Below are 23,951 nucleotides of genomic sequence, written 5' to 3'. Positions count from 1 at the left end.
ACCCGATGAGCAGGCACGGGCTGGAACGGCTGAGGTCCCGGCTGGTCGACTGCCTGGGGCCGCCCCGCGAGGGCGGTCGGGACTCCCGCACCTGCGGGGAGCCGCTGTGCCGGCAGGTGCGCCACGCCGTCACCGGCGTCGACGCCTACCTGACGGCCCTCGAAGAGGGCAGCAGCACCGCGTCGGGGCTTCACGAGCGGGCCCTCGACCTGTGGCAGGACCTCGAACGCATCGCGTCCGCCCGGCCCGGGCGGGCCGCCGTCGACGGAGGGTCCGGCGTGCCCGCACGGCGCGGCTCCCGGCCCGAGGAGTGGGCCGTGCCGCCCTGCCTGAAGGCGGAGACCGTCCGGGTCGGTGACGCCCTCGTGTGCTTCTTCACCGGGGACATGGTCCTGGACGGCGAGCCCGTCGCCGCCCGGGCACTCGATGCCGCGCTCGTCCGGCGTCCCGCCCTGCTCGCGGTCGACCTGGCGGGTGTGGAGCTGTTCACCTGCACCGGTCTCAACCTGCTCCTCGTCGCCCGTCGGCGCGCGCTCGACATCGGCATCCCCGTGGTGCTGGTCGCCCCCTCCGGGCGGACGCTGCGGGTGCTGGAGCTCACCGGGACCGCCGCGCTGTTCCCCGTCCACCCCACCGTCGAGGACGCCCTGCGGCACCGCCCGCTTCCCGCCCCGCGCCCCGACGGAGGGTGACCATCCGGGCGGGACGGTTGAGCCGGCAGCCGGGACACCCGACCGGCGGCCGGTCCAACCGTCCCGCCGGCGCCCGCCGTCCCGATCGTCATCCGCTACGGCGGGCGTGTAGCCGTGGCCGAACCGGGCAGGCGTCGGACATGGACCAGGACATGGACGATGGGCAGTCGACCGACGCGAGCCCCGGGCGGCGTGGCCGTTCACGGTCACCGGAGCCGGGGGAGTCCGGATCCGCCCCGGCCCGGCGCGCTACACCGTACGCGGTGGCCGCACCGCGGCGAACGTACCGACGTGAGGAGGCCGGCATGGACCGCTTCGGGCACGTGCTGCTGCCCGGGCCGAACGGCACGACCGGCCCGGGCGGAGCGCCACCACCCATCGAGGTCCCGGGTACGGAGGAGACCAGACGGCTCGCGTTCTCCGGTCGCGAGGGCGCCGTGCAAGCGGGCCTTGAACTCACCCGGGAGGCGCTGCGGTCCTGGTCCTGGCTGCCCACCGCGGACGAGGAACGACTGGCGGTCGCCGAGGACCTCCTGCTGATGGTCGCCGAACTGGTCGCCAATGCCTGTCTGCACACCTCCGGTGGGCCGGGCGAACTGCGGCTGAGGTGGGACGGGCGCCGTCTGCGGGCGGAGGTCACGGACACCAGCCCGGTGCCGCCCGAGCTGCGCCCGCACGCCGACCCGGGCCGTCCGGGCCGACACGGCCTGCGCGTGGTGGACCGACTCGCGCGGTCCTGGGGCTGTACCCCCGAGGGTGGCGGAAAGCTGGTCTGGCTGGAGGTCGCGCTCCCGCCGGGCCCGCCGAACCGCCGCGAACGCCGGATCTGAGGGCTGGAGCCGGGGTCCTTCCCGACCGGGCCCGGTCCACGGTGGTCCGTGACCAGCCGAAGCCGGGCAGGAGAACAGCCGGAACGCGCGTCGGAAGCCGATTCCCGGGTAGAAGGCGAAGTGGTGGCCGTGATTGTTCCGGCCGCTTCGAGCACCTGGACGGTGCCACCGGGACCGCGCTTGAAAAAGCCGGGCACAGGTCCTGGGGAAGAAGTCCGCGATGCGCGGTACCAGCCCGCACGCGTCGTCGGGCGTTCACCCTGATGTGCTGGAGAACTCAAGTGTCCATCCGCATGGAAACCACCGACCGCCGATCCGCGCCCCCGAGCCTGCCGCCCGATCTGCCACCAAGACCGACCGCGGCCGAACTCCGCCGCATGGGGAAGTCCGAGGCGCGGGAGCTGAGCGACGCGCTGTTCGAGCGGCTGGCCGGGCTGGCCCGCGAGAGCCGCGCCTACAGCTACGTCCGCGGCACGATCATCGAGCTCAACATGCCGCTGGTGCGCTTCATCGCCGCCCGCTACCGGCACCGGGCCGAGGACATGGAGGACATCCTCCAGGTCGGCACGATCGGCCTGATCAAGGCCGTCGACGGCTACGACCCGCGGCGCGGCGTCGAGTTCGTCACCTACGCGATCCCCACCATCACCGGCGAGATCAAGCGGTTCTTCCGCGACACCTCCTGGCCGGTGCGCGTCCCGCGCGGCATGCAGGAGCTCTACCTCGCCGTCGCCCGCGACTCCGACCGCCTGGAGCAGGAACTCGGCCGGCTGCCACGGCCCGAGGAGATCGCCGAGGACCTGCACCTCACCGTCGAACAGGCCACCGAGGGACTCCTGGCGGGCCGGGCCTGCCGCCCCAACTCCCTGGACGCACTGCGTGACCAGGACACCGACGAGACCGGCAGCGCCCTGCTCGACCGGCTCGGCGACTGCGACCCCGGCATCGAACTCGCCGACTTCCGCACCGCCGTCCGCCCACTGCTGGCCCGCCTGCCGGAGCGCGAGCAGACCGTCCTCAAGCTGCGCTTCTGGGACGGCTGCACCCAGTCCCGGATAGCGGAGCGAATCGGCGTCTCCCAGATGCACGTCTCCCGGCTGCTCAGTGCCACCCTCGCCCTGCTGCGCGAGCAGTTGGACGACCTGGACGCCGACGGCTGGGCCGACGGACCGGGGCCGGAGGGAGCCGGCTGAAGCGGTCCGGCGCGAGGCCGTGGGGGAGTTCCCGAGGAGCCAAATCCCGTGGCCTCTCCCGGCCATCCGCGTGGCGGAGGCCCTTGTCGCCCCGGGAGCACAGATCTTCGTCTACGAGTTCTCCCGACGTCCTGGACGGCTGGGCACCTGCCACATGGCGGAGATCGGCCTGGTCTTCGGAGCCACCGACCCGCTCCTCGGGGCGCCTCCGAAGGAGCCGTCCGGCCGGATGCTCGCCGCATGGCTCGCCTTCGCCCGCGAGGGACGGCCGAACCCGGGGGCGGGACGACCGGTGCGGGGTCTCAGATCCCCGCGCCGCGGATGTCCGCGTGCACCCGGGCCGCCAGATCGGCGAGTTCGTCGGCGTCCCGCGCGTTCGTCTGGAGGTCGAGCAGCACCTCGTCAGCCCCCGCGGCCGCGTAGCCGGCCGTGTCCTGGACGATCTGCTCGACCGTGCCGACGAAGGGCTTCCGCTCGGCATCGCGGACCGGGGCCTCGGTGATCCGGACGTTCGCCCTCGCGCAGACCTGGATCGCGCCCGCATCGCGGCCGTACAACGCGGCCCGCTCGCCGATCTCACGCCGCAGGACGGCCAGTTGCCCGGGGGTCATGCCCGTCGGCAGCCAGCCGTCGGCGCGGCGGGCGACCCGGTCCAGGGCATTGCCGCCGGACGCCGCCAGGTAGACGGGCACGGGGCGTACGGGCTTCGGCCCGACCTCCGCCTCGTCGATCAGGGCGTGCGTGCCCCGGTACGACACGGGGTCGGGGCCCCACACCGCCGCGCAGACGTCCAGCAGTTCGTCCAGCACGGCTCCGCGCTCCTCGAAGGGAGCGTGCCCGGCGGCCGCGTGCTCGTCCAGCGACCAGCCCGTCCCCAGCCCCGCGACCACGCGGCCGCCGCTCGCCGCGTCCAGCGTCGCGAGGGCGCGGGCCAGCTGGAAAGGCCCGTGCAGGGGAGCGACCAGGACGCTGCTGCCGAGCCGGGCCCGCTCCGTCGCCGCGGCGGCGAGCGAGAGCACCACCAGCGGATGGGCGACCGACCGGTAGGAGTCCGGCCAGGCCAGCCCCGGCACGTCGTACAGGCCCTGCCGCGGCCGCTCGGGGACCAGCACCCGCTCGAAGACCCACAGACTGTCGTAGCCGATCCGCTCCGCTGCCCGTGCCACCGCCGCCGGAGCACGTGCGAGGTCGTACCACTTCATCTGCGGCAGCCCGAGTCCCAAGCGAATGGCCATGGCTCGATCCTGGCTTCCCGCGCTCCCGGCCGCAGCCGTTGTACCCCCGTCCGCACGACGCGCGCCGGTCAGGGCGCGCGCGGTTCAGCTGCCTGCTGCCGGGGCGCGAGGTCCGAACGGGCCGCCTTCCGGCGGGGCCGGGTCCGGAGGGGAGGCTTCGAGTACTGCCCGGGCGTCGGTGAGGGCGGCCTCCAGCTGGTCGCGGAGGGGCTCGGGGAGGCTGGCGGGGCCGAGTGCGCAGGCGGCGAGGGCCTGTGCGAGTTCGGTTGTCCGGCGGGGTTCGAGACGGTCGCGTCTGTGCCCCGGCAGGCGGCGACGATGAGCGGCGGGTTCGGCCGACAGCGCCGTAGCTCTCAGTCCCGCCAGCGGGGAGCCTCGTCGTCCGGGGTGTCAGGGCTGGCGAAGTGGAAGGGGACCGACAGGTGCCCGGCCAGGGCCCGGCCCGCGTGTTCGGCGGCCGCGGCGCACACGAGCTGTCCGCTGCCGACCCCTTCCCCGTCCAGGTAGCGCCTGGCCGTGGTGGAGTAGACGGTGGCCAACGGGTGCTCCTGCGCCGGGTCCTCGGTGATCGCCAGCAGGACCGTGAACCAGTCGTGGACGGTGTCGCCGTCCCAGACCGCCTCGATCGCCACGACGCGGCCGGGGCAGCCGGCGGCACGGAATGCCAGGGACTCCAGGTCGAGGGGGCTGTCGGGGCTCCGGGCGATCCGGTCGCCGTGGTGGGTGTAGCGGTCGTTGACGATGTCCTGTGCGATGCGGATGCCGATGCCGGAGGGGACGCGGCCGACATCGACGACGGTCCGCAGCGCGTGGAAGAGGGAGTCCTGGAGGACGTACCCGTCGATCTCGTCGCGGATCCCCGCGGGCAGGCTCTCCCACCATGCGGCCCGCGCCGCCTCGTCCATCTCCACCGGTTCCTCCCCCGCCTCGCTGCGGCCCTTCCCGACAGGGCAGTGCGCCACGGTACCCGAGGTGGTACGAACGAGCGCCCGATTTTTCCTGTCCACCCCCGACGCGCCCTCGCTCCGTGCCCGACGACCCCGGTCCCACCTGTGTGATCGGGATACCCGAGCCCGGCGGCGAGGACCTGCTCTTCCGAGCCTGGCACCTATGGGAGACCGAGGGGCACGCGGCTGGCGGCGCACCAACCGGCTACGCGCCGAGTGCGCCACACCCGGGACGATCACGATCAGCGGGAGGGGGGCTCCCGCCGCGACAGCGCCACCTTTCGGCGCCCTCGGTCGATGTCGGTGACGACGACCAGGACTTCGTCGCCGACTCCTACGACCTCCTGCGGCGTCCGCACGGGTGTCCGTGCGAGCTCCTTGAGGTGGATCAGCCCCTCGACCCCGTCAGCGACCTGGACGAAGGCGCCGAACGGGATCAGCCGGGTGACCCTTCCGCGCAGTGTCCGGCCCGCGGCGACTCCGTCGGCGAAGTCCTGGAAGGGGTCCGGCCGCGTAGCCCGCAAGGACAGCCTGGCCTCCCCGTTCGTGGTGTCGAAGTGGAGGAACCCGCACGAGACGCGCTCGCCGACCCGGACGATGTCCGAGGCCGTTTCGAAGTGACACCAGGACAGTTCGGGGATCGTGACGAACCCGACCCCCGGGAAGACCGGATGGCCGGGCCCGTCGTCCAGCGCCACGAGCACGCCGAACAACTCGATCGACGCGACCGTGCCGGCGAGGATCTGGCCTGGGGCGAGCCGCTTCAGAAAGGCCCACAGCTCCGGGTTCCCGGTGGCTGCCATGGACAGCCGTACGCGGCCCGCGGGCGGGTCGACGGCGATGACCTCGGCGGTGATCCGCTGACCGACCTCCACACCCTCGCTCCGAGGCCGCCCCCAGGGCAGGTCCAAGGAGCCGACGAACCCCAGCGGTCTCGCCGGGAACCCGTCCAACGTCACCGCCACCCCGGAGCGGGTGACCTCTGACGCGACCCCACCACACAGGTCGCCGACGCGGATCGCTGACAGAAAGCTCCGTACGGCGCGGTCCTCCGGTACTTCGTGCATTCCGGAAAGCCTTTCACGAAGGGAGGGGCGGGTTGCCAGGAGGCGGGTGTCGGACTCGGTTCGGGCGGGAACGTGCTGGTCCGCCTGCGGGTTGATGCCCCTGCTCGGGGCAGCACGACCGCCGAAGGTTCAACCACCATGGAAGCGCAGGCCGACGGACTCTGGAGAGCGGGGGGAGGGTTGCGCCGGTGTCGCTCCGATGTTCCTCACCCCCCGAGACAAGACTGTCGGCGCGGCGGCGGAACGTCGCCGTCAGGGGGTGTTCCTAGACTCTGGCCCATGGGACTTTCGATATCAGTGGGACTCCTCTACGACCAGGCTCGCACCGATGCGGAAGGTCTCGACCATCACCGGGCGGCCTTCGCCCGCCTCGGCCGGGCGCTCGTGGAGGAGGGGGTCAGCTGGCACGAGCCGGAGATCACCGATCCGCCTCGTGCCCGTACCTTCTCCGGTGGTTTTCCCTACGGGTACCTGACCCAGCTGCGCCGCATCCTGGTGCTCGTGAACCTCGGCGAACCTGTCACGTCGGCTCTGGAGGTCAGCGGGCGCCAGTTCGACCGCGATTGCGAGAAGATCCAGGATGAGACGTCGAGGCTGGCCTCCCATCTGCTCTGTCACTCCGACAGCTCCGGCTACTACGTGCCGGTCGAGTTCGAGGATCCGCTCTTCCTCCCTGACGAGGCGGCAGTCGAGGGCGCCGGAATCGTCGGCTCCAGTCAGCGCCTGCTGGCTGAACTGTCGGACCTGGCGCCGTCGATCGGCATCAACCTCGACGACGAGAGCGTTCCCTCCGGTTCGGGGGAAGCTCGGGATCTCGCGGTGGACGGACCGTTCGCGACGGAGCGCTTCACCTGGTACCAGCTCTATCGGGCGTGCCTGGCAAGCATCAAGGGCGGCCACGCCATCGTGTTCCACTGACTCATCCCCGGCGGGCCCCTTGGGGTTGGGGGTCTCGGCGGGGGCACCCCGCCCCGAAGGCGGGGCGGGGTGGGTGCGGTCAGTGGGCGAGGATGCGCAGGGTGGAGTTGACGGTGAGGTAGAAGGTGTGGGTGTCGGGGCCGAGGGCCAGGGCGGTGACCCAGTTGAGGCCGGTGATCTCCTCGGCGGGGACGAGGATGTTGGTCGCGGTGTCCAGGGCGAGGACCGAGGCCTTGCTGTCGCCGCTGGTGAGGTCCTGCAGGACCAGGTAGAGCCGGGTGCCGTCGGCGGACACCGAGGGGTTCTGCAGCCACTGGCCCGGGGCGAGGTCGAGGGTGGTGAGGGTGTCGGTGGCGAGGTCTACGGCGTAGCCGGTGCCGTTGTTGCCCACGCCGTAGAGGCGGGTGGCGTCCGGGGAGAGGGCCAGGCTGGGGACGGAGCCGATCGGGGCGGCGGTGGTTCCGGTGACGGTCGGGGTCGTGGTGCTGGTGTCCAGGCGGACCAGGTTCTCGTCGGTGGCGGTGTACGCGGTGTCGCCGTTCGGGGACGTGACGATCGAGCCGAGGTAGTGGCCGGGGACCGGGACGGCGGTGGTGTAGGCCTGCTGCTGCGGAGAGAAGGACAGGACCCGGGCGCCCGGCTCGGCCGGGCGGTGGTAGCGGGCCGGTCCGTCCTGGCCGACGTAGACGGTGGCGCCGTCGGGGCTGACGGCCAGGGAGGTGAGGGCGCCGGGGAAGGTGCCGTCGGGTCGCGGCTGGTTGGGTGCCTCGGTGCTGGAGACGACGGTGTCGGTGGCCGTGTCGATGGCGCCCAGGCTGGACAGTGGTGCCTTGCGGGCGGTGGAGAAGAGCACGTAGACGCGCGAGCCGTCGGGGCTGACGGCCAGCGGGCCCGGGCCGGCGCCGAGACCGGTGGACAGTGTCACCACCGCGGTGATGGCGCCGCTCTGGGTGTCGACCACCTTCACCTTGGCGCCCTTGGTGGTGTCCTTCACCGCGACGTAGGCCTTGTGCCCGTCCGGGCTGACGGCCACCGAGGCGGGGGACGAGTCCAGTTCGACGGTCTGCGGGACGCCCGGGACCGGCCCGCCGGACGTGCCGGTACCGGTGGCGGCGCCGGCGGAGCCGGACCCGGTGAGCAGCAGTGCCCCCGCCACCGCCAGGGACCCTAACCAGCGGGCCGTCGAGACAAGCGAGTTCATGGGTAACCCTCCCCTTCGTACACCGCGGGTCCCCGCGGTGGAAGGAAAACGCTACGGGACGAAGCCGGTCCGGGGTGCGGCTTCACCCGGGAGGTGACGGCCGCAGGGGGAAGTGGCAGGCGGCCAGGTGGTCGTCGGGGCCGTAGGCGGTCAGCGGTGGCTCGACCTCGGCGCAGATCTGCTGCGCCGCCGCGCAGCGGGTGCGGAAGCGGCAGCCGGACGGCGGGTCGATCGCGGAGGGGAGTTCCCCGGCGACGCCCCGGTTGCTCCTGGCCCGTTCCACCGCGGGGTCGGCGACGGGGACGGTGTCGAGCAGGCCGCGGGTGTAGTGGTGCACCGGGCTGGCGTACACCGACGGCGCGGGGCCGATCTCCACCAGCTTGCCGAGGTACATCACGCCGATCCGGTCGGACAGGTAGCGGACCACGGACAGGTCGTGCGAGATGAACAGGTACGACAGGCCGAGTTCGCCCTGGAGGTCGCGCATCAGGTTGAGCACCTGGGACTGGATCGACACGTCGAGGGCCGAGACGGGCTCGTCGGCGACGATGAGCCGGGGGCTGAGGGCCAAGGCGCGGGCCAGTCCGATGCGTTGGCGCTGGCCGCCGGAGAACTCGTGCGGGTAGCGTTCGAGGGCGGTGAGCGGCAGGCCGACCAGGTCGAAGATCTGCCGGATCCGCCGGTCGCGCTCGGCCGGGCCGTCGACCCGGTGGATGTCGAGCGGTTCGCGCATGATCGAGTGGACCGGCATCCGCGGGTTCATGGCCGCGTAGGAGTCCTGGAACATCAGCTGGACGTCGCGGCGCAGCCGGCGCCGCTCGGCCCGTGGCACCAGGGCGAGGTCGCGGCCCTGGAACACCATGCTGCCGCTGCTGGGCCGTTCCAGGCCGACGATGAGTTTGCCGACGGTGGTCTTGCCGCAGCCGGACTCGCCGACCAGGCCGAGCGTCTCTCCCCGGCGGACGGTCAGGGAGAGGTCGGCGACGGCGCTGACGGCGCCGACGGTCCGGCGCAGGACCAGGCCGTTGGTGACCGGGTACTGCTTGACCAGGTGCTCGACGCGCAGCAGCGGTTCGGTCGCCGGGCCGTCGGCCGCTGCCGTCACCTCGTCGGTCACCGCCGGAGCCTGTACAGCCGCCGTCCGTGCTGTGGACCGGACGCCCGATCCGGCCTCGCCGACCGGGAAGTAGCACGCGTAGCGGTGCTCCGGGACCTCCCCGGACAGCGGCGGCTCCTGCGCGTGGCACTGCTCGGTGGCGTAGCGGCAGCGCGCGGCGAAGCGGCAGCCGGGCGGGGGAGTGGTCAGGTCCGGTGGCAGGCCGGGGATCGAGTAGAGCCGGCCGCCGGAGCGGGCGGAGCGTTCCGGCAGCGAGGCGAACAGCGCCTCGGTGTACGGGTGGCGGGGGTTGCCGTAGAGCGCCTCGGTGCCGGTGGTCTCGACGACCTTCCCGGCGTACATGACGGCGATCCGGTCGGCCCGTCCGGCGATGACGCCGAGGTCGTGGGTGACCAGGATGACGGCCATGCCGAGCTGCTGCTTGAGGTGGTCGATGAGTTCGAGGATCTGCTTCTGGACGGTGACGTCGAGGGCGGTGGTCGGCTCGTCGGCGATGAGCAGTTTGGGTTCGTTGGCCAGGGCCATGGCGATCATGGCCCGTTGGCGCATGCCGCCGGACAGTTCGTGCGGGTAGACCAGGGCCCGCCGGGCGGGGCTGGGCATGCCGACCAGGGACAGCACCTCGACGGCGCGTTCGTGCGCCTCCCTGCGGGAGGCCCGACGGTGGATGCGGACGGACTCGGAGATCTGCCGGCCGATGGTCATGGTCGGGTTGAGCGAGGTGGTCGGGTCCTGGAAGATCATCCCGATGTCGTTGCCGCGCACCCGGTCCATCGTCCCGGGTTCGAGCGCGAGCAGGTCGCGGCCGTCGAGCAGGACGCTGCCGCCGACGACGCTGCCGCCGTTCGGCAGCAGCTGCATGATCGACATGGCGGTCATGGTCTTGCCGCAGCCCGACTCGCCGACGATGCCGAGGGTCTCGCCCGCGTCCACCGCGAGGTCGACGCCGTCCAGGGCCCGCACCACCGAGTGCTTCAGCCGGATCTCGGTGCGCAGGCCGGTCACTTCGAGGAGCGCCACTGCCGGAACCTCCGTCGGTTCACCGTTTCCGCAGGCGGGTTTCGAAGGCGTCGCGCAGGGCGTCGCCGATCACGTTGAAGCAGAGGATGAGCAGGATGATCACGGCGGCGGGCGGGTAGATCATCCACCAGTAGCCCTGGCCGGCGTAGTTGGTGCCGACGTCGAGCATGCCGCCCAGGTCGTTGTCGGGGGCCTGGAGGCCCAGGCCGATGTAGCTGAGGGTGGAGAGGGCGAAGACCGCGTCGGCGATCGAGAACGTGGTGTTGACGATCGTGGTCCCGATGGTGTTGGGCAGGATGTGCTTCAGCACGATCCGCCCGCCGCCCGCGCCCATCATCCGGGACGCGGCGACGTAGTCCCGGACCTTGATCGCCAGGGCCTCGCCGCGGACCAGGCGGGTGATGCCGAACCAGGAGGTCAGGCCGACCTCCAGGATCAGCATCGTCTTGCTCTTCCCGTAGACGCTGCTGAGGTAGATCAGCAGGAAGATCAGCGGGAAGGACATGAAGGAGTCGATTACCCGCATCATCAGCGCGTCGACCCAGCCGCCCAGGTAGCCCGCGACGGCGCCGTACAGCGCGCCGATGACGGCGGCGATCAGGCCGGCGGCGAGGCCGATCTCCAGGCTGGTCTGCCCGCCGGCCATCACCTTGCCGAGCTCGTCGATGCCGTCGTTGTCGGTGCCGAGCGGGTGCCCGGCGCCCGGCGGCAGGGTGACGGCGGAGAGGTTCACCACCGAGGTGTCGGCGTGGTAGAACAGCGGGCCGAGGAAGCAGAACGCGGTGATCGCGACCAGGACGGCGACGGCGACCAGGGCGAGCCGGTTCTCGGCGAAGACCTCCGCGCCGCGCCGGAGCATCGAGCGGGGCCGCCCGGCGGGCTCCCCGCCGGGGGCGTCGAGCCGGCCGGGCGTCGTACCGGGTCGGGGCCCGGGCCGGGGGTTGGGCGTCGTGCCGGGTGTCGGGGCCATCAGGTGAGCCTCACTCGGGGGTCCAGCACGGCGTAGCCGAGGTCGGCCAGCAGCGAACCGACCACGGTGGCCACCGCGGTGAGCAGGGTGGCGGCCAGGGTGATGCCGTAGTCGCTCTGCAGCGCGGCGCGGGTGGTCAGCAGGCCGATGCCCTGGATGTTGAAGACGTACTCGACGATCAGCGCGCCGCCGACCAGCGCGGGCATCGAGAGGCCGACCAGGGTGACCATCGGGATCAGGGCGTTGCGCAGGACGTGGCCGTACAGGGTGCGGCGCCGGGAGGCGCCCTTGGCCTGGGCGGACCGGACGTAGTCCTGGGTGATCTGGTCCAGCACCCCGGAGCGCATGTAGCGGCTGTAGCCGGCCACGGTGGTGACGGTCAGGGTCAGGACGGGCAGGCAGACGGCCCCGGGGTGGGTCAGCGCCTCACCGAAGGTGGCCACCTGGTCGTGCACCGAGACCCACTTCAGGTCGTCCTCGAACCACTGCTGGATCAGGAAGCCGATGAAGAAGGTCGGCACCCCGTAGGCGATGAAGGAGAACACCGTGAAGGCGTGGTCCAGCGCGCTGTTGCGGCGGGTGGCCTGGAGCAGGCCCGCCGGTACCGCGATCAGCAGGGCGATCAGCAGCGAGGCGCCGACGATGTAGGCGGAGGCGCCGAGGGCGTTGAACAGCAGGTCGGAGATGGGGCGCTGCTGGATGTAGTCGAAGCCGAGGTCGCCGTGGAGCAGGCCGTCCAGCCAGGTCCAGTACTGCACGTAGACGGGGCGGTCCAGGCCCATCTGGTGGGTCAGGTGGGCGATGGTGGCCGGGGTGGCGTGGGAGCCGAGGATCGCCCGGACCGGGCCGCCCGGCATGAGCTGCATCAGGCCGAAGGAGATGACCGTGACCATCAGCACCGTCACGAGGGCCTGGAACAGCCGACGGATCAGGTAGGCCGTCACCGCCGCCCCCCGAGGGGGGCCGCGGCGCGCTCACGGGTGGCCGTCATTTCGTGTAGTACCAGTACTCCGGCTCGTAGCCCTGGAAGGGGTCGCCGGCGTCGACGTGCAGCTTCCTGGTGACCTCGCTGACCGTGAGCGTGTTGGGGGTGTAGATCACCGGCTGGTCGCCCGCGATGTAGTCCTCGTAGGCGTACAGGTCGTTGACGTCGCTGCCGGTGGTGGTCTTGACGATCAGCTGGTCCAGCTTCGGGTCGGAGAAGCTCCAGACGTTCGGCCCGGCGCCGGTGGCGAACAGCGCGTCGCCGGGCGGGTAGTAGTCGGGGGCGAAGACCCAGCCGCCGTAGAGCAGGGCCTGCCACTGGCATCCGGCCGGCTGGGCGGCGGTGCAGGCCACGCCCTCGTTGCCGATGGTGTTCTGGGTCTGGCTGACGACGGTGATGCCGATGCCCGCCTTGGCCGCGTCCGAGCGCATGTCCGCCGCCATGGTGTCCAGGGCGGCCTGGCCGGAGGGGTAGTTCATGGTGAACGCGGCCTTGGTGCCCGCCGCGATGCCGGCCCCGCACTGGTCGGGGCCGGTGCCCGGGTTGGTGCAGGTGGCCGGGGTGCTGTCGGTGTTCCAGCCGTGGCCGCGCAGCAGCTGTTTGGCGGCCGCCGGGTCGTAGGTGGCCTTCTCGGACTGGCTCTTGGGGGAGAGCGGGTTGCCGGCCGGGAGGCTGGGCACGGCGCCGGTGCTCGGGTAGCCCCAGCCCTTCCAGATGCCGTTGATGATGCCCTGCTGGTCCACGGTGTCCTGGACGGCCTTGGTGAAGTAGGGCTGCCTGAACAGCGGTCCCACGTCCGGGTTGGCGAAGTTGATCTGGTAGTACGAGATCTCGTCCAGGTAGGTCGGGGCCGGGATGTAGTAGCCCGCGCCGCTCAGCGGGTTGCCGGCGTCCGGGTTCTTGGCGTTGAAGGTCGGGGAGTCCTCGGCCGGCAGGTAGCCGACGTCGATGGCGTTGGCGCCGCCGCTGCCGGCCTTGAGGTCCGCGTACTCGGTGGTGTCCGAGGTGTACGGGACGAAGTCCACCTCGTCGAGGTAGGGCTTCTGCGGTCCCGAGTAGGCGGTGTTCGGCACGATCGCGTACGCGCCGGAGGTGCCGTTGTAGGTCTTGAGCTTCCACGGGCCGTCGACCACCGACCACAGCGGGCTGCCCGCGAAGTCGCCGCCCTTGGTCGACTGCGCGCTGAGGTAGGCGTAGTCGGCGGCGCAGTCGGTCATGGCGGCGTCCGAGCCGAACGCGTCGTTCGCGCAACCGCCCTTCTGGCCGGGGCCGGTGAGGTCCCAGGCGAGCGGCATCGGGGTGATCTGGCTGAGCTCGTCGTCGGTGAACCAGGTCTGGCTGACCGGGGTGTCGAGGGTCAGCGTCAGCGTCTGGCCGGAGGCGGTCGCCGAGGCCACGTTGTCCGGGAAGTACTTGGCGCCGATCGCCGGGTTCGGCGGGGTGTAGTAGCCGCTGTTGGACGTCTCGGCCTTGGCCATGTTGATCCAGAACAGCACGTCCTGGGCGGTGACGTCCTCGCCGTTCGACCACTTCCACGGTTTGACCTGGATGGTGACGGTCTTCCCGTCCGGGCTCCAGGCGGGCGCCTCGCCGAGGGACACCTCCGGGTCCAGGGCGACCTTGTCGTTCAGCCCCCAGTAGTACAGGGGGCGGTAGAACAGCTCCTGGAACTGGCTGGTGTTCACCGTGCTGACCTGGGCCGCGGAGTCGAACGGCCAGATGGCGTCCGGGAAGGTGGAGGGCGCCTCGGCGACCCGCACCACGCCGCCCTGGACCGGGGCCCCGACCGGCCCCGGGCTGCTGCCGCTGCCGCCCCCGCCGCCGCTGCCGCTGGTGCAGGCCGCGGCGGTCGCCACGACCGTGACCAGCGCCACCACTTGTGCGAGTCTGCGCGCTCCTGTGGACTTCGTCATCCTGGGCATGCCCCTCTCACCCCACGTGAACACCAGCGAGTGCTTTCCTTGCGCGATCCGACGGTTCGCCGACGCGGGCATGGCGGTGCCGGGACCGGGCAAGCGTGAGCGGCTTTCCCGACGCCGGGAAGGCACCGGCGTCCGTGGGCTTCGGCCGCGTGCTGCTGGCCCTGCCCCGCCGGGTGCTAACAGTTAGACGGATTTCGCGGAGACTGAGAAGACCCGGGAAGGGCTGCGGTTCGTCAAGTTTCCATCAAGGAGCGGATCTTGGGACCGTACGGGCTGCTGCCCCCTTCCGGGCCCGGTGTGCGCGGAGGCCGGCCCGGAGCTTCCCGCCGCGCGGAGGTGGGAGAACCCGGCGAGGGCCCCGCCGAGCAGGCGGGGCCCTCGCCGTACCGGGGCGGAAGCCCCTCGCGGTGGTGCGGTCAGTTGCCGCCGTGGACCAGGTTGAGGGAGAAGCCGTCGCCGGTGGGGACGGACGGCGTCCGGACCGTCGTCACCCCGGTGGCGGCGTCGTGGTACCAGCCCGAGCCGGCCGCGTCGAGCGCGGCCGCCGAGTCCCGCCGGGGCAGCGGGCCCGCGTCGGTGGCCACCAGGCGCGGCGCGGGGCGGCCGTGCACGGTGAGGCGGTACGAGCGCTCGGCCGGCTTGCCGGCGTAGTCGCCGTCACTGGCGCCGATGCGGATGTTGGTGACGGCGCGGCCGGTGTGCACGTCGACCTGCTGGGTGGCCGAGGAGCCGGCGGTGTACTGCCGGGTGACGCCGTCGTCCTCGTACAGGGTGTAGGAGGAGTCGCCCGAGGCCTTCGGGTAGAGGTCGTAGTCGAGTTCGGAGCGGTCGCGGTTCTCCCAGGACAGCGTGCCCTTGGGCCACATCGGGACGATCGCGCCGCCGCGGACGAACAGCGGCAGGGTGTCGAGCGGGGCGGAGTAGCCGTTGACCGTGGTCGGGCCCTGGTAGGTGCGGCCGGTCCAGTAGTCGGTCCAGGTGCCCTCGGGCAGGTAGATGCCGTCGCGCACGGCGGTGTCCGAGTAGACCGGCGCGACCAGGAGGTCGGGCCCGGCCAGGAACTCGTACGTCGCGTTCGGGCCGAGGGTGTTCGGGTCGTGCGGGTACTCCAGGGCGAGCGGGCGGACCGCGCCGACGCCGGTGCGGGCGGCCTCCGCGGAGAGGGTGTACATGTACGGCAGCAGCCGTTCCTTGAGTTGCAGGTACTTGCGGTTGATCGAGGTGTACGGCTCGCCGTCCAGCCAGGGCTGCTGGTCCCGTTGCTGTGTGCCCGTCATGTCCCGGGCCCAGCCGTCCATGGTCATGATCGCCGGGAGGAAGGCCTTCCACTGCAGGTCGCGGGTGTACATCGCGGGGTCCCGGCGGTAGATCGAGCCGACGTCGCCGGTGTTGTAGGCGATGCCGGACATGGTGGCGCCGGCGTAGGTCGGGATCTGCCAGCGGATGTAGTCCCAGGACAGGCTCTGGTCACCGCTCCACAGCACGCCGCAGCGCTGCGCGCCGGCCCAGGAGACCGGCAGCCAGACGAAGCCGCGGGCGTCGCTGCCGTCCTCGATGCCGGCCTTGGCCTGGTCGCAGGCGTTCAGCGCGAAGTCGTAGCCGTTGCCGACCCAGGCCACGTCGAGCTTGCGCACCCGTACGCCGGCCTTGACCTCCTCGGCCTGGTCGGGCAGGCCGTTCTGGGTCCACAGACCGAGCTGGGCGTGGTCCCTGCGCAGGCCCGTGCCGGTCTGCGCGAGGTTCTCGTAGCCGCAGCCGTAGCCGTCGTTGACCAGCATCCAGCCCAGCGGCATCTGGTGGTCCACGTAGCCGTCGGCGACCTTCAGCGCGTCCGGGGTGTGGCGCTCGCCGCGGTTGGCGTTGTGGAGGTAGCAGTCGGCGTCGCCGGGCTCCAGCCCGTAGACCGGCGGCATGAAGGGCTTGCCGACCAGGTCGGTGTACCGGCCGATCACCGCCTTGACGTCGCCGGTGAAGTAGTAGGCGTCCAGGCGGCGTTCCTGCTGCCCGGTGCGGACGGGCGAGCCGAAGTCGTAGATCCCGGGCGTGAAGGTGTTGCGGAAGACGCCGTAGCCGGCGGTGGAGACGTAGAACGGCTGGGAGTTGTTCCAGCCGCCCTCGTTCCAGTCGGTGCCGTTGGCGACGTGGACGGTCCGGTCGCGGTGGGAGAAGGAGCCGTTCTGCTCGCCGCCGCCGAAGAACTGCTCGTCCGCGCCGCGCTCCAGGCTCTGCCGCAGTCCGCCGGTGCTCCAGCGCAGCGGGGCGCTCTCCTGCCAGAGGGCGGTGCGGTCGTCGGCCTTGTACAGGCCGAACCGCAGCGGGTGCTTGTAGACCCGCAGGACCAGGCCCTTGGAGCGGATGCCGTAGTACGCGCCGGCGTCGAAGGTGCTGGTGTCGCGCTGCGGCTCGGGCTGCTTGCGGACGATCGTGCTGCCCGCCGGATCGGTGAGGACGCCGTCCGGGGCGGCGCGCAGGCGCAGCTGGTCGTCGGCGAGGAAGTCGACCCGGGCCTTCAGGGTGCCCGCGGCGATGTCGTAGCTGCCCTGGGAGCCGCCGAAGCCGGTCAGGTCGCCGGCGTCGGCGGTCTGTGGCAGGTAGGCCGTACCGGTGTAGGAGCCGCCGTGGACGTCGTAGGGGACCACCAGGACGTGGTAGGTGCCCGAGGCCTTGGGGATCACCGTGGCCTCCGGGTCGGCGGTGCCGGCGCTGGTGGCCACCTGCTTGCCACCGGCGTCGTAGACGTAGAGGTCGAAGTCGTCGGTGGGGTTCTGCCAGCGGACGGACACCGGGACGCCGCCCTCCGGGTTGTCGTCCCAGTACCCGGCCGGCACGTTCACGGTCAGGTCGAAGTGGTCGCAGACCGTGCCGCCCGGGTCCTGCGTGGCCGGAGGACAGCTGGCGGGGTTGCCGAGGGTGCCCTTGGCGTACTGCGGGCTCTGCCAGGTGACGCTCCGGTGGCCCTGGTCGAGGACGGCGGAGGCGGGGGCCGCGGCGCGGGCGGGGAGGGCGGGCCCGGCCAGGGCGGGGAGGACGGCCAGGGCCGCCAGGAGGGCGGCCCTGCGGAGGTGGGGCCGGAGTGGACGCACGGTGGTGTCTCCGTTCGGCGTTCGAGGGGCGGGTGGTCGGGGGGCCGGTGGTCAGGGAGTGCCGGACTCGCCCGGGCGAGCGGGGAGGCGCCGACGGCGCACACCGCGGGGAGCGCCGGCACACGGTCGTCCACCGCGGTTGCCGCCTTCGTATGCGCTTGATCGACTGATTGGAAATGCTTGATTGGAGGTGATTCCGCGCAGATGCGAAAGAGCTTCCTGGTTTAGTGAGTTCATGTCAACCGTTGCGGTGGCAGAAACGCCCGGCCGGTGGGCCCGGCCGGGCGTCAGTGTGGGGTGGGAGCCGGGTCTTCGGGATCCGGGCCCGTGAGGACGGCGCCTCGGCGTCAGGCGCGCAGGATCCGTACGCCGTCGGCGGCGATCGCCTCCTCCTGCGCCGCCGTGACCTCGCCGTCGGTGACCAGGTCGTGGACGTCGGAGAGCGGGCAGATCCGGGCGAAGGTGACCCGGCCGATCTTGCTGCTGTCGGCCAGGACGACCGACCGCGCGCTGCTGCGCAGGAACGCCCGGTCGGTCTGGGCCTCCATCTCGTCGTGCGTGGTGCAGCCCTCCTGGGGGGTCAGGCCGTCCACGCCGATGAACGCGATGTCGAGGTGGTACTGCGCGAGCATCCGGTCGGCGGCCGGCCCCACCAGTTCGTAGCTGGTGGTCCGGGCGATGCCGCCGACCACCACCAGGCGGATGTCCGGCCGGACGATCAGGTCGGCCGCGATGTTGACGGCATTGGTCACGATGGTGATCCCGCCGCGTTCGGCCAGGACGCGGGCCAGCTCGCTGGTCGTCGTGCCGCCGGTCAGGCCGACCACCGCGCCGTCGGGCACCAGCTGCTCGGCCGCCAGGGCGATGCGGCGCTTCTCCGCCTGCCGGGTGCCGTGCTTGTGGCGCAGCGGCAGTTCGAGGTTGACGGCGCCGGTGACCGCCCCGCCGCGGGTGCGGTGCAGCAGGCCCTGGTCGTGGAGTTCCTGGAGGTCCCGTCGGACGGTGGCCGCCGACACCCGCAGGAGCCCGGCCAGCTCGTGCACATCGGCGCTGCCCGTCTCGGTGAGGTGCGTGAGGATCCGGGAGGTGCGGTCGGCTTTGAGCATGGCGGAAGTCTAGTGCCGCGCGCGCGAGGGACGATCTTTGCGTGGAACTGCGCGGAACCGCGTGGCACCGTCGGGCACGGGCACGGTGCGGGCGCGGTGCGGTAGCCGGGCCGGGTCCGTTCATCGGCCGTCGGCCGGGCCGGTGCTGTCCCGGACGACGAGTTCGGGCCGCAGCAGCTGGATCGAGTTGGCCGGGCTGCCGGACCGGGTGAGGGTGCGCAGCAGCAGCTCGACCGCCTCCCGGGCCATCTCCCGTTTGGGGATGGCCACGCTGGTGAGCGCCGGTCGGGCCACGCCGACCTCCGGGTTGTCGTCGTGCCCGACGATCGACAGGTCGCGGGGCACGGAGCGGCCCTCGGCCCGGGCGGCCTCCAGTGCCCCCAGGGCGAGGACGTCGTGGGTGGCGAAGAGCGCGGTGATCGTCGGGTCGGCGGTGAGTGCCGCCGTCGCCGCGGCGAAGCCGCCCGCGGGGGTGGGTTCGGAGGCCGTGTGGACGGCGGCGTCGGGGACGGTCAGTCCGTCGGCGGCGAAGGCGCGCCGGAAGCCCGCGACCCGCGGGCCGTGGTCGGGGCTGGCGAGCACCGCGACGCGTTCGTGCCCGAGTTCGCGCAGGTGGCGCCCGGCGAGGTAGCCGGCCCGCTCGTAGTCGATGGTGACCACCGGGAAGCGGTCGGGGGCGTCGGTCTCCCAGGCGCACAGGGCGACCGGGAAGGAGGCCTCGGCCAGCAGCGGCAGGTGGTCGATCAGGTCCCGGTCGCCGGCGATCAGCAGGGCGTCCACCGAGCGGCTGGTCAGGCCCGCCAGGTGCCGTTTGGCGCGCTCGCCGTCGAGCCGGGTGGTGCAGAGCAGCAGGTGGTAGCCGTTCGCGTCGAGGACGTCCTCGACCTCCTCGACGATGTCGGGGTAGAAGGAGCCCGTCACGGTGGGGACGAACAGTCCCACCGTCCTGGTGGCGCCGGTGGCCAGGGAGCGTGCGACCAGGTTGGGGGTGTACCCCAGTTCCCCGATCGCGGCGCGCACCCGGGCCGCGGTCGCCGGGCTCACGGCCCCCCGCCCCCGGATGACGTTGGAGACGGTCTGCTTCGTGACCCCGGCGCGCTCGGCCACGTCCTGCATCGTCACCATGACTGGATCCTTCGACTTTACCGGTCAACTTGCCTTCGGTGAAAGGTAGGGCACCGGTGAGGGGGCGTCAAGATTGATCAAACCCCCGCCCTGGCTCGTCACTTGAGAGTTCCTTGCGTGAACGGTGTCGAGACACCGCGGTCCTGAGCAGGTTTTTGCAAGGACTCTTGATTTACCGGTCAACCCGACCGTATCGTCCCAGCCATCCAGCCGCTCCCCGTCCTCGGGCCCCGGCTGACGACACGTCTGCGCGGCATCTCGCGCCTCCGAGAGGAACCACCCATGGGGAGAACGACCATGCCCGCCGCCCGCGTCGTCGGGGCGGTCACCGCCGTCGCCCTCGCGCTCGGAGCGAGCGCCTGCGGCAGCGGCTCGGAGGGCGGCGCGAAGGCCGCCGGCAGCTTCACCTACTGGTCGATGTGGCGCGCCGACGAGCCGCAGGCCAAGGTGCTGAAGGCCGCGATCGACGACTTCACCGCCACCACCGGCGCCAAGGTGGACGTCACCTGGGCGGGCCGGGACATCGCCAAGAAGATCGGTCCGGCGATCGCCGCCAACCGGGCCCCGGACCTGTGGGACGAGTCCGACGACAAGGTCTACGGCACCACCGCCGCGGCCGGACAGGCACTGGACCTCTCGCCGGTGCTGCAGCTGCGGGTGCCCGAGGAGGACGTCCCGGTCTCCCAGGTCCTCCCGGCCAAGTACTTCGACATGCTGCCGAAGGACCCCTCCGGCTCCAACCACTACGTGATCCCGTACGAGGTCGTCACCAACGCCATGTTCTACAACGCGGCCGACCCGGCGATCACCACCGCCATGCCGAGTCCGCCCACCGACTGGGCCGGACTGCTCAAGGTCTGTGACGCGCTGAAGGCGGCCGGGAAGGCGTGCATCGCCTCCGAGGGGGAGGATCCCTGGAGCAACGCGCTGTACTTCGACTACCTGCTCGACGGAGCGGGGGTGAACGTCGCCCGGCTCGCCGCCGACCGGACCGGCGCGACCTGGGACGACCCGGCGGTCCTCGGCGCGGCGCGGCAGGTGGAGCAGCTGGTGAGGGGCGGCCACCTGATCGAGGGCTACGACGCCACCAAGTACCCCGCGCAGGAGACCAACTGGGCGGGCGGCAAGGCCGCCTTCTACATGGACGGCAACTACGTCACCGCCGAGGTGGCCAAGCAGGTCCCGGCCGGCTGGAGGACGGCGTCGATGCTGCCGCCCGGCGCGAAGACCCCGGACGCCGCCCTGTTCGGCTTCGCGATCCCCAAGCGGGCCAGGAACGCCGCCGCCGCGCAGAAGTTCATCGCCTTCTTCCTGCAGAAGAAGCACCTGTCCGGGATCTCCACCACCGCGGGCAACCTCACCCCGCGCGGCGACATCCCGGCCCCCGCCGAACTGGCCGACGTCCAGAAGGCCCTGGAGGCCCCGACCGTGCGCCTCGGCTTCGACGGGGTGGCCGGCAGCTGGCTGTCCAAGGTCCTGAACGAGAACTACCTGGACTTCTGGCACGGCAGGACCACGGCCGACCGGTTCGTCGCCAAGTGCAAGGCCGACCAGGTCACCTACTGGCAGACCCAGGGCTGACGGTGGCGACGACGATCGAGGAGCCGCCCCGGACGGACGCCGCCCCGGGCCGGTCCGAGCGCGCCGCCCGCTCCGGCGTCGGCCCGCTGGAGCGCCAGCGCCGCCGGGTGTTCTGGCCCTTCACCGCCCCCGCGCTGATCGTGTACGCGGTGCTGTTCGTCGCCCCGGTCGGCTACGCCCTGTGGACCAGCCTGTACGCGTGGGACGGCATGGGCGAGATGGAGTGGCGCGGCCCGCGGAACTACCTCCTGCTGTTCCAGGACCCGAGGTTCCGCACCTCGCTGTTCAACACGCTCGAACTGATGGTCGTCGGAGGCACGATCACCTTCGTGCTCAGCTTCGCGCTGACCCTGGTGCTGCGCGAGATGCGGGCCAGGCTCTTCGCCCGGTCGGTGCTGTTCTTCCCCTCGCTGGTCAACGGCATGGTCTTCGGCATCGCCGCCGGGTTCCTGTTCTCGCCCACCGGCCCGGTCAACCAGGCGCTGAAGGTCTTCGGGGTGACCACACCGCCCAAGTGGCTGTCGACGGACAACCTGCTCCCGATGGTCCTGGGCACCCTGGTCTGGACGGCGACCGGCTACTACACCTCCATCATCATGGCGGCGGTCGACCAGATCCCCGACTACCTCTACGAGGCGGCCGAACTCGATGGTGCCGGCCCCTTCCAGCGCTTCCGGCACATCACCCTGCCGTGCGCCTGGGACGTCATCGCGGTATCTGCGCGGTGCTGTGGACCGTCAGCTCGGTGAAGATCTTCGAGCTGATCCTGCTCTACGGCGGCAGCACCAACGCCTATCCGCCGGTGAGCAGTTGGAATACCGCCGTGTACGTGTACGCCGAGGCCTTCCCGCAGGGCACCGTCCCCCGGCTGGGCACGGCCACCGCCGCCGCGATCGTCAGCCTGGCCATGGTCACCCTGATCACCGTCGTGCTGCGCCGGCTGCTGCGCCGCGAACCGGTCGAGTACTGACCCGTCGCGTCCCGGCCCCCCGCACCCAACCGGAAAGGTCCCTCCCGTGCGACGCAGTAACCGACCCACCGGACCCGCGAGCAGGATCGGCACGGCCGCCGTCTGGATCGTCGTCGCCGCCGACCTGCTGCTGCTCCTGTGGATCCTGCTGACCTCGCTGCGCAGCGGCCCCGACATCCTGCGGCACGGCTTCGGCCTGCCGACCAGCCCGGACACCGGCAACTACACCACCGCGCTCGACGAGGGCGGCTTCGCGCGGGCGGCCCTCAACAGCGTGCTCACCGCCGGCCTCTCCTCCGCGGTCGCCGTCGCCCTCGCCGCCCCCTGCGCCTACGCCCTCGCCCGGCGCCGCTCGCGGACCTCCTCGGCACTGACGATGAGCTTCGCCATGGGCCTCGGCGTGCCCGGCCAGGTCCTGGTGGTGCCGCTGTTCATCGGCCTGTCCCGGGTGGACCTGACCGACAGCGACCTCGGCCTCGGGCTGGTCTACGTCGGCCTGGCGATGCCGTTCACCGTCTTCCTGCTGACCGGCTTCTTCCGCGGCGTCCCCGGCGTGCTGGAGGAGGCCGCCGTCCTGGACGGCGCCGGCCCGCTGCGCACCTTCGTCCAGGTGGTGCTCCCGGTCGCCCGGGGCGGACTGGTCACCGCCTTCCTCCTGCAGTTCATCACCGCCTGGAACGAGACCCTGTTCGCCCTCGTCCTGACGAACAGCCAGGGAACGACCACCCTCCCGGTGGCGCTCTCCTCGTTCGTCGCGGCACAGCAGTTCAACGGCCTGGACTTCGGCACGATGTTCGCCGGGGTCTGCATCATCCTCGCCCCGATGATCGCGCTCTTCTCCTGGATGGGCTCGCGGATCATCCAGGGCATGACAGTTGGGATCGGCAAGTGACCTCGACCCTGCGCACCGACCCGCTCCGCATCGACGGGACCCCCGATCCGGTCGGCGGCACCCTGCCGATCCTGCACGGCCTGCCCCGGCAGACCGGCGCCGGCGCCGGGGTCGACGACGAGATGCGCCGCAACCTGGCCTACGGGGTGCCCGACACCCTGCTGCCGTACACCCGGCAGAGCGGGTACGACCGCGTCCGTACCGAGCGTGAACTCCCGTGCGTGGTACTGGAGAACGAGACCCTCACCGCGACCTTCCTGCCCTCCCTCGGCGGGCGGCTGTGGTCCCTGCTCCACCGCCCCACCGGGCGGGAGCTGCTGCACCGCAACCGGATCCTGCAGCCCGCCAACCTCGCCCTGCGCGACGCCTGGCTGGCCGGCGGGGTGGAGTGGAACCTCGGCGCCACCGGGCACTGGCCGCTGACCTGCGAGCCGCTGCACGCCGTCCGGGTGCGCGCGCCCGACGGCACCCCGGTCCTGCGGATGTACGCCTTCGAGCGGCTGCGGCGCCTGGTGCTGCGGATGGACAGCTGGCTGCCCGCCGGCTCCCCGGTGCTCTACGTCCATGTCGCCGTGCACAACCCCGCACCGAGCGAGACGCCGGTCTACTGGTGGTCCAACATCGCGGTGCCCCAGGACCGGGACGTGCGCGTCCTCGGCCCGGCCGACCACGCCTTCCACTGCGACTACGTCAGCGACCTGCGCCGGGTGGCCTTCCCGGAGGCCGACGGCGCCGACCGCAGCTACCCCGGCCGGGCGGCGCGCGCCGCGGACTACTTCCTCGACCTCCCCGGCGGCGAACGCCCCTGGATCGCCGCGCTGGACGGCACCGGCGCCGGGCTCGTCCAGACCTCCACCGCCCGGCTGTGCGGACGCAAGCTGTTCTGCTGGGGCACCGGCACCGGCGGCAGGCACTGGCAGGAGTGGCTCTCCGGCCCGGACTCCGCCTACCTGGAGATCCAGGCGGGCCTGGCCCGCACCCAGCTGGAGCACCTGGCGATGCCCGCCGGCGCCACCTGGTCGTGGACCGAGGCGTACGGGCTGCTGCAGGCCGATCCCACGGCGGTGCACGGGAGTTGGGACGTCGCCCGGAAGGCC

The 23,951-nt window shown here is 72.0% G+C and carries 20 protein-coding genes; 9 read left to right on the top strand and 11 right to left on the bottom strand.

From position 1 onward, the window contains the following. Positions 1-5: 5 nt before the first annotated feature. From AE652_RS42955 to AE652_RS02045, 3 genes are all read left to right on the top strand, one after another. Positions 6-692 (top strand): STAS domain-containing protein, encoded by a 687-nt coding sequence (locus AE652_RS42955; protein ID WP_159028315.1) that lies wholly within the window; start codon positions 6-8, stop codon positions 690-692. Between the two features lie 305 nt (positions 693-997). After that, entirely contained in the window at positions 998-1,522 is a 525-nt protein-coding gene (locus AE652_RS02050) for an ATP-binding protein (protein WP_063780024.1), read from the top strand. A gap of 377 nt (positions 1,523-1,899) precedes the next feature. Further along, the gene (locus AE652_RS02045; protein ID WP_053111934.1) at positions 1,900-2,715 is read left to right on the top strand and encodes a SigB/SigF/SigG family RNA polymerase sigma factor; all 816 of its coding nucleotides are present in this window, start codon (positions 1,900-1,902) and stop codon (positions 2,713-2,715) included. A 302-nt stretch (positions 2,716-3,017) separates the two neighbouring features. Here the strand turns inward: AE652_RS02045 and AE652_RS02040 are convergent, their stop codons facing one another. The 3 genes from AE652_RS02040 to AE652_RS02030 all read right to left on the bottom strand — a co-directional run bounded on the left by AE652_RS02040 (position 3,018) and on the right by AE652_RS02030 (position 5,772). Beyond that, on the bottom strand, positions 3,018-3,950 hold the full coding sequence (locus AE652_RS02040) for a TIGR03619 family F420-dependent LLM class oxidoreductase (protein ID WP_049649321.1): 933 nt from the start codon (positions 3,948-3,950) through the stop codon (positions 3,018-3,020). 353 nt (positions 3,951-4,303) lie between these two features. Then, positions 4,304-4,912, bottom strand: a complete 609-nt coding sequence (locus tag AE652_RS02035; RefSeq protein ID WP_369808253.1) for a hypothetical protein — start codon at positions 4,910-4,912, stop codon at positions 4,304-4,306. A 227-nt stretch (positions 4,913-5,139) separates the two neighbouring features. Further along, complete coding sequence (locus AE652_RS02030; protein WP_369808252.1) at positions 5,140-5,772, bottom strand: S1 RNA-binding domain-containing protein; 633 nt, start codon at positions 5,770-5,772, stop codon at positions 5,140-5,142. A 471-nt stretch (positions 5,773-6,243) separates the two neighbouring features. Here AE652_RS02030 and AE652_RS02025 point away from each other — a divergent pair, with 471 nt between their 5' ends. Next, on the top strand, positions 6,244-6,882 hold the full coding sequence (locus AE652_RS02025) for a hypothetical protein (protein WP_159028314.1): 639 nt from the start codon (positions 6,244-6,246) through the stop codon (positions 6,880-6,882). 79 nt (positions 6,883-6,961) lie between these two features. Here the strand turns inward: AE652_RS02025 and AE652_RS02020 are convergent, their stop codons facing one another. From AE652_RS02020 to AE652_RS01985, 8 genes are all read right to left on the bottom strand, one after another. Continuing rightward, positions 6,962-8,083, bottom strand: coding sequence for a YncE family protein (locus AE652_RS02020; RefSeq protein WP_159028313.1), 1,122 nt, complete (start codon positions 8,081-8,083; stop codon positions 6,962-6,964). A gap of 82 nt (positions 8,084-8,165) precedes the next feature. Then, positions 8,166-10,220, bottom strand: a complete 2,055-nt coding sequence (locus tag AE652_RS02015) for an ABC transporter ATP-binding protein (protein ID WP_049649316.1) — start codon at positions 10,218-10,220, stop codon at positions 8,166-8,168. Between the two features lie 19 nt (positions 10,221-10,239). Beyond that, positions 10,240-11,190 carry an ABC transporter permease gene (locus AE652_RS02010; protein WP_082345167.1) on the bottom strand — a complete coding sequence of 317 codons (951 nt, stop codon included), beginning with the start codon at positions 11,188-11,190 and terminating at the stop codon, positions 10,240-10,242. Beyond that, positions 11,190-12,134: an ABC transporter permease gene (locus AE652_RS02005; protein WP_049649314.1), complete on the bottom strand. Its 945-nt coding sequence runs from the start codon at positions 12,132-12,134 to the stop codon at positions 11,190-11,192. Before AE652_RS02005 ends, AE652_RS02010 begins: the two co-directional genes overlap by 1 nt. A gap of 43 nt (positions 12,135-12,177) precedes the next feature. Further along, positions 12,178-14,088, bottom strand: coding sequence for an ABC transporter substrate-binding protein (locus AE652_RS02000; RefSeq protein WP_159028312.1), 1,911 nt, complete (start codon positions 14,086-14,088; stop codon positions 12,178-12,180). A 425-nt stretch (positions 14,089-14,513) separates the two neighbouring features. After that, on the bottom strand, positions 14,514-17,180 hold the full coding sequence (locus tag AE652_RS01995; protein WP_053111933.1) for a TIM-barrel domain-containing protein: 2,667 nt from the start codon (positions 17,178-17,180) through the stop codon (positions 14,514-14,516). A gap of 347 nt (positions 17,181-17,527) precedes the next feature. Next, positions 17,528-18,286: a DeoR/GlpR family DNA-binding transcription regulator gene (locus AE652_RS01990; protein WP_049649312.1), complete on the bottom strand. Its 759-nt coding sequence runs from the start codon at positions 18,284-18,286 to the stop codon at positions 17,528-17,530. 120 nt (positions 18,287-18,406) lie between these two features. After that, positions 18,407-19,411, bottom strand: a complete 1,005-nt coding sequence (locus AE652_RS01985; protein WP_049649311.1) for a LacI family DNA-binding transcriptional regulator — start codon at positions 19,409-19,411, stop codon at positions 18,407-18,409. Positions 19,412-19,693: 282 nt separating this feature from the next. Here AE652_RS01985 and AE652_RS01980 point away from each other — a divergent pair, with 282 nt between their 5' ends. The 5 genes from AE652_RS01980 to AE652_RS01965 all read left to right on the top strand — a co-directional run. Further along, positions 19,694-20,992: an ABC transporter substrate-binding protein gene (locus tag AE652_RS01980; RefSeq protein WP_082345165.1), complete on the top strand. Its 1,299-nt coding sequence runs from the start codon at positions 19,694-19,696 to the stop codon at positions 20,990-20,992. Between the two features lie 2 nt (positions 20,993-20,994). Beyond that, positions 20,995-21,741, top strand: a complete 747-nt coding sequence (locus AE652_RS01975) for a carbohydrate ABC transporter permease (protein WP_199823029.1) — start codon at positions 20,995-20,997, stop codon at positions 21,739-21,741. After that, positions 21,738-21,962 carry a sugar ABC transporter permease gene (locus tag AE652_RS47240; protein WP_199823028.1) on the top strand — a complete coding sequence of 75 codons (225 nt, stop codon included), beginning with the start codon at positions 21,738-21,740 and terminating at the stop codon, positions 21,960-21,962. The genes AE652_RS01975 and AE652_RS47240 overlap by 4 nt, the downstream gene beginning before the upstream one ends. Before the next feature lie 46 nt (positions 21,963-22,008). Further along, complete coding sequence (locus tag AE652_RS01970; protein ID WP_063780023.1) at positions 22,009-22,854, top strand: carbohydrate ABC transporter permease; 846 nt, start codon at positions 22,009-22,011, stop codon at positions 22,852-22,854. After that, a partial coding sequence (locus AE652_RS01965) for a DUF5107 domain-containing protein (protein ID WP_234348183.1) occupies positions 22,851-23,951 on the top strand: 1,101 nt, incomplete at its 3' end. The genes AE652_RS01970 and AE652_RS01965, both read left to right, overlap by 4 nt.

It is taken from the genome of Kitasatospora sp. MY 5-36 (assembly GCF_001182915.1).
Lineage (GTDB): Bacteria > Actinomycetota > Actinomycetes > Streptomycetales > Streptomycetaceae > Kitasatospora.
This window is presented reverse-complemented; position numbering and strand designations above follow the sequence as displayed.

What these genes read in the sequence shown, in the direction of transcription:
- AE652_RS02025 (WP_159028314.1), top strand. Translation starts at nt 6,244, where the DNA reads ATGGGACTTTCGATATCAGTGGGACTCCTCTACGACCAGGCTCGCACC.
- AE652_RS42955 (WP_159028315.1), top strand. Translation starts at nt 6, where the DNA reads ATGAGCAGGCACGGGCTGGAACGGCTGAGGTCCCGGCTGGTCGACTGC.
- AE652_RS01990 (WP_049649312.1), bottom strand. Translation starts at nt 18,286, where the DNA reads ATGCTCAAAGCCGACCGCACCTCCCGGATCCTCACGCACCTCACCGAG.
- AE652_RS01980 (WP_082345165.1), top strand. Translation starts at nt 19,694, where the DNA reads ATGGGGAGAACGACCATGCCCGCCGCCCGCGTCGTCGGGGCGGTCACC.
- AE652_RS01985 (WP_049649311.1), bottom strand. Translation starts at nt 19,411, where the DNA reads ATGGTGACGATGCAGGACGTGGCCGAGCGCGCCGGGGTCACGAAGCAG.
- AE652_RS02050 (WP_063780024.1), top strand. Translation starts at nt 998, where the DNA reads ATGGACCGCTTCGGGCACGTGCTGCTGCCCGGGCCGAACGGCACGACC.
- AE652_RS02020 (WP_159028313.1), bottom strand. Translation starts at nt 8,083, where the DNA reads ATGAACTCGCTTGTCTCGACGGCCCGCTGGTTAGGGTCCCTGGCGGTG.
- AE652_RS02040 (WP_049649321.1), bottom strand. Translation starts at nt 3,950, where the DNA reads ATGGCCATTCGCTTGGGACTCGGGCTGCCGCAGATGAAGTGGTACGAC.
- AE652_RS02000 (WP_159028312.1), bottom strand. Translation starts at nt 14,088, where the DNA reads ATGACGAAGTCCACAGGAGCGCGCAGACTCGCACAAGTGGTGGCGCTG.
- AE652_RS02045 (WP_053111934.1), top strand. Translation starts at nt 1,900, where the DNA reads ATGGGGAAGTCCGAGGCGCGGGAGCTGAGCGACGCGCTGTTCGAGCGG.
- AE652_RS02010 (WP_082345167.1), bottom strand. Translation starts at nt 11,190, where the DNA reads ATGGCCCCGACACCCGGCACGACGCCCAACCCCCGGCCCGGGCCCCGA.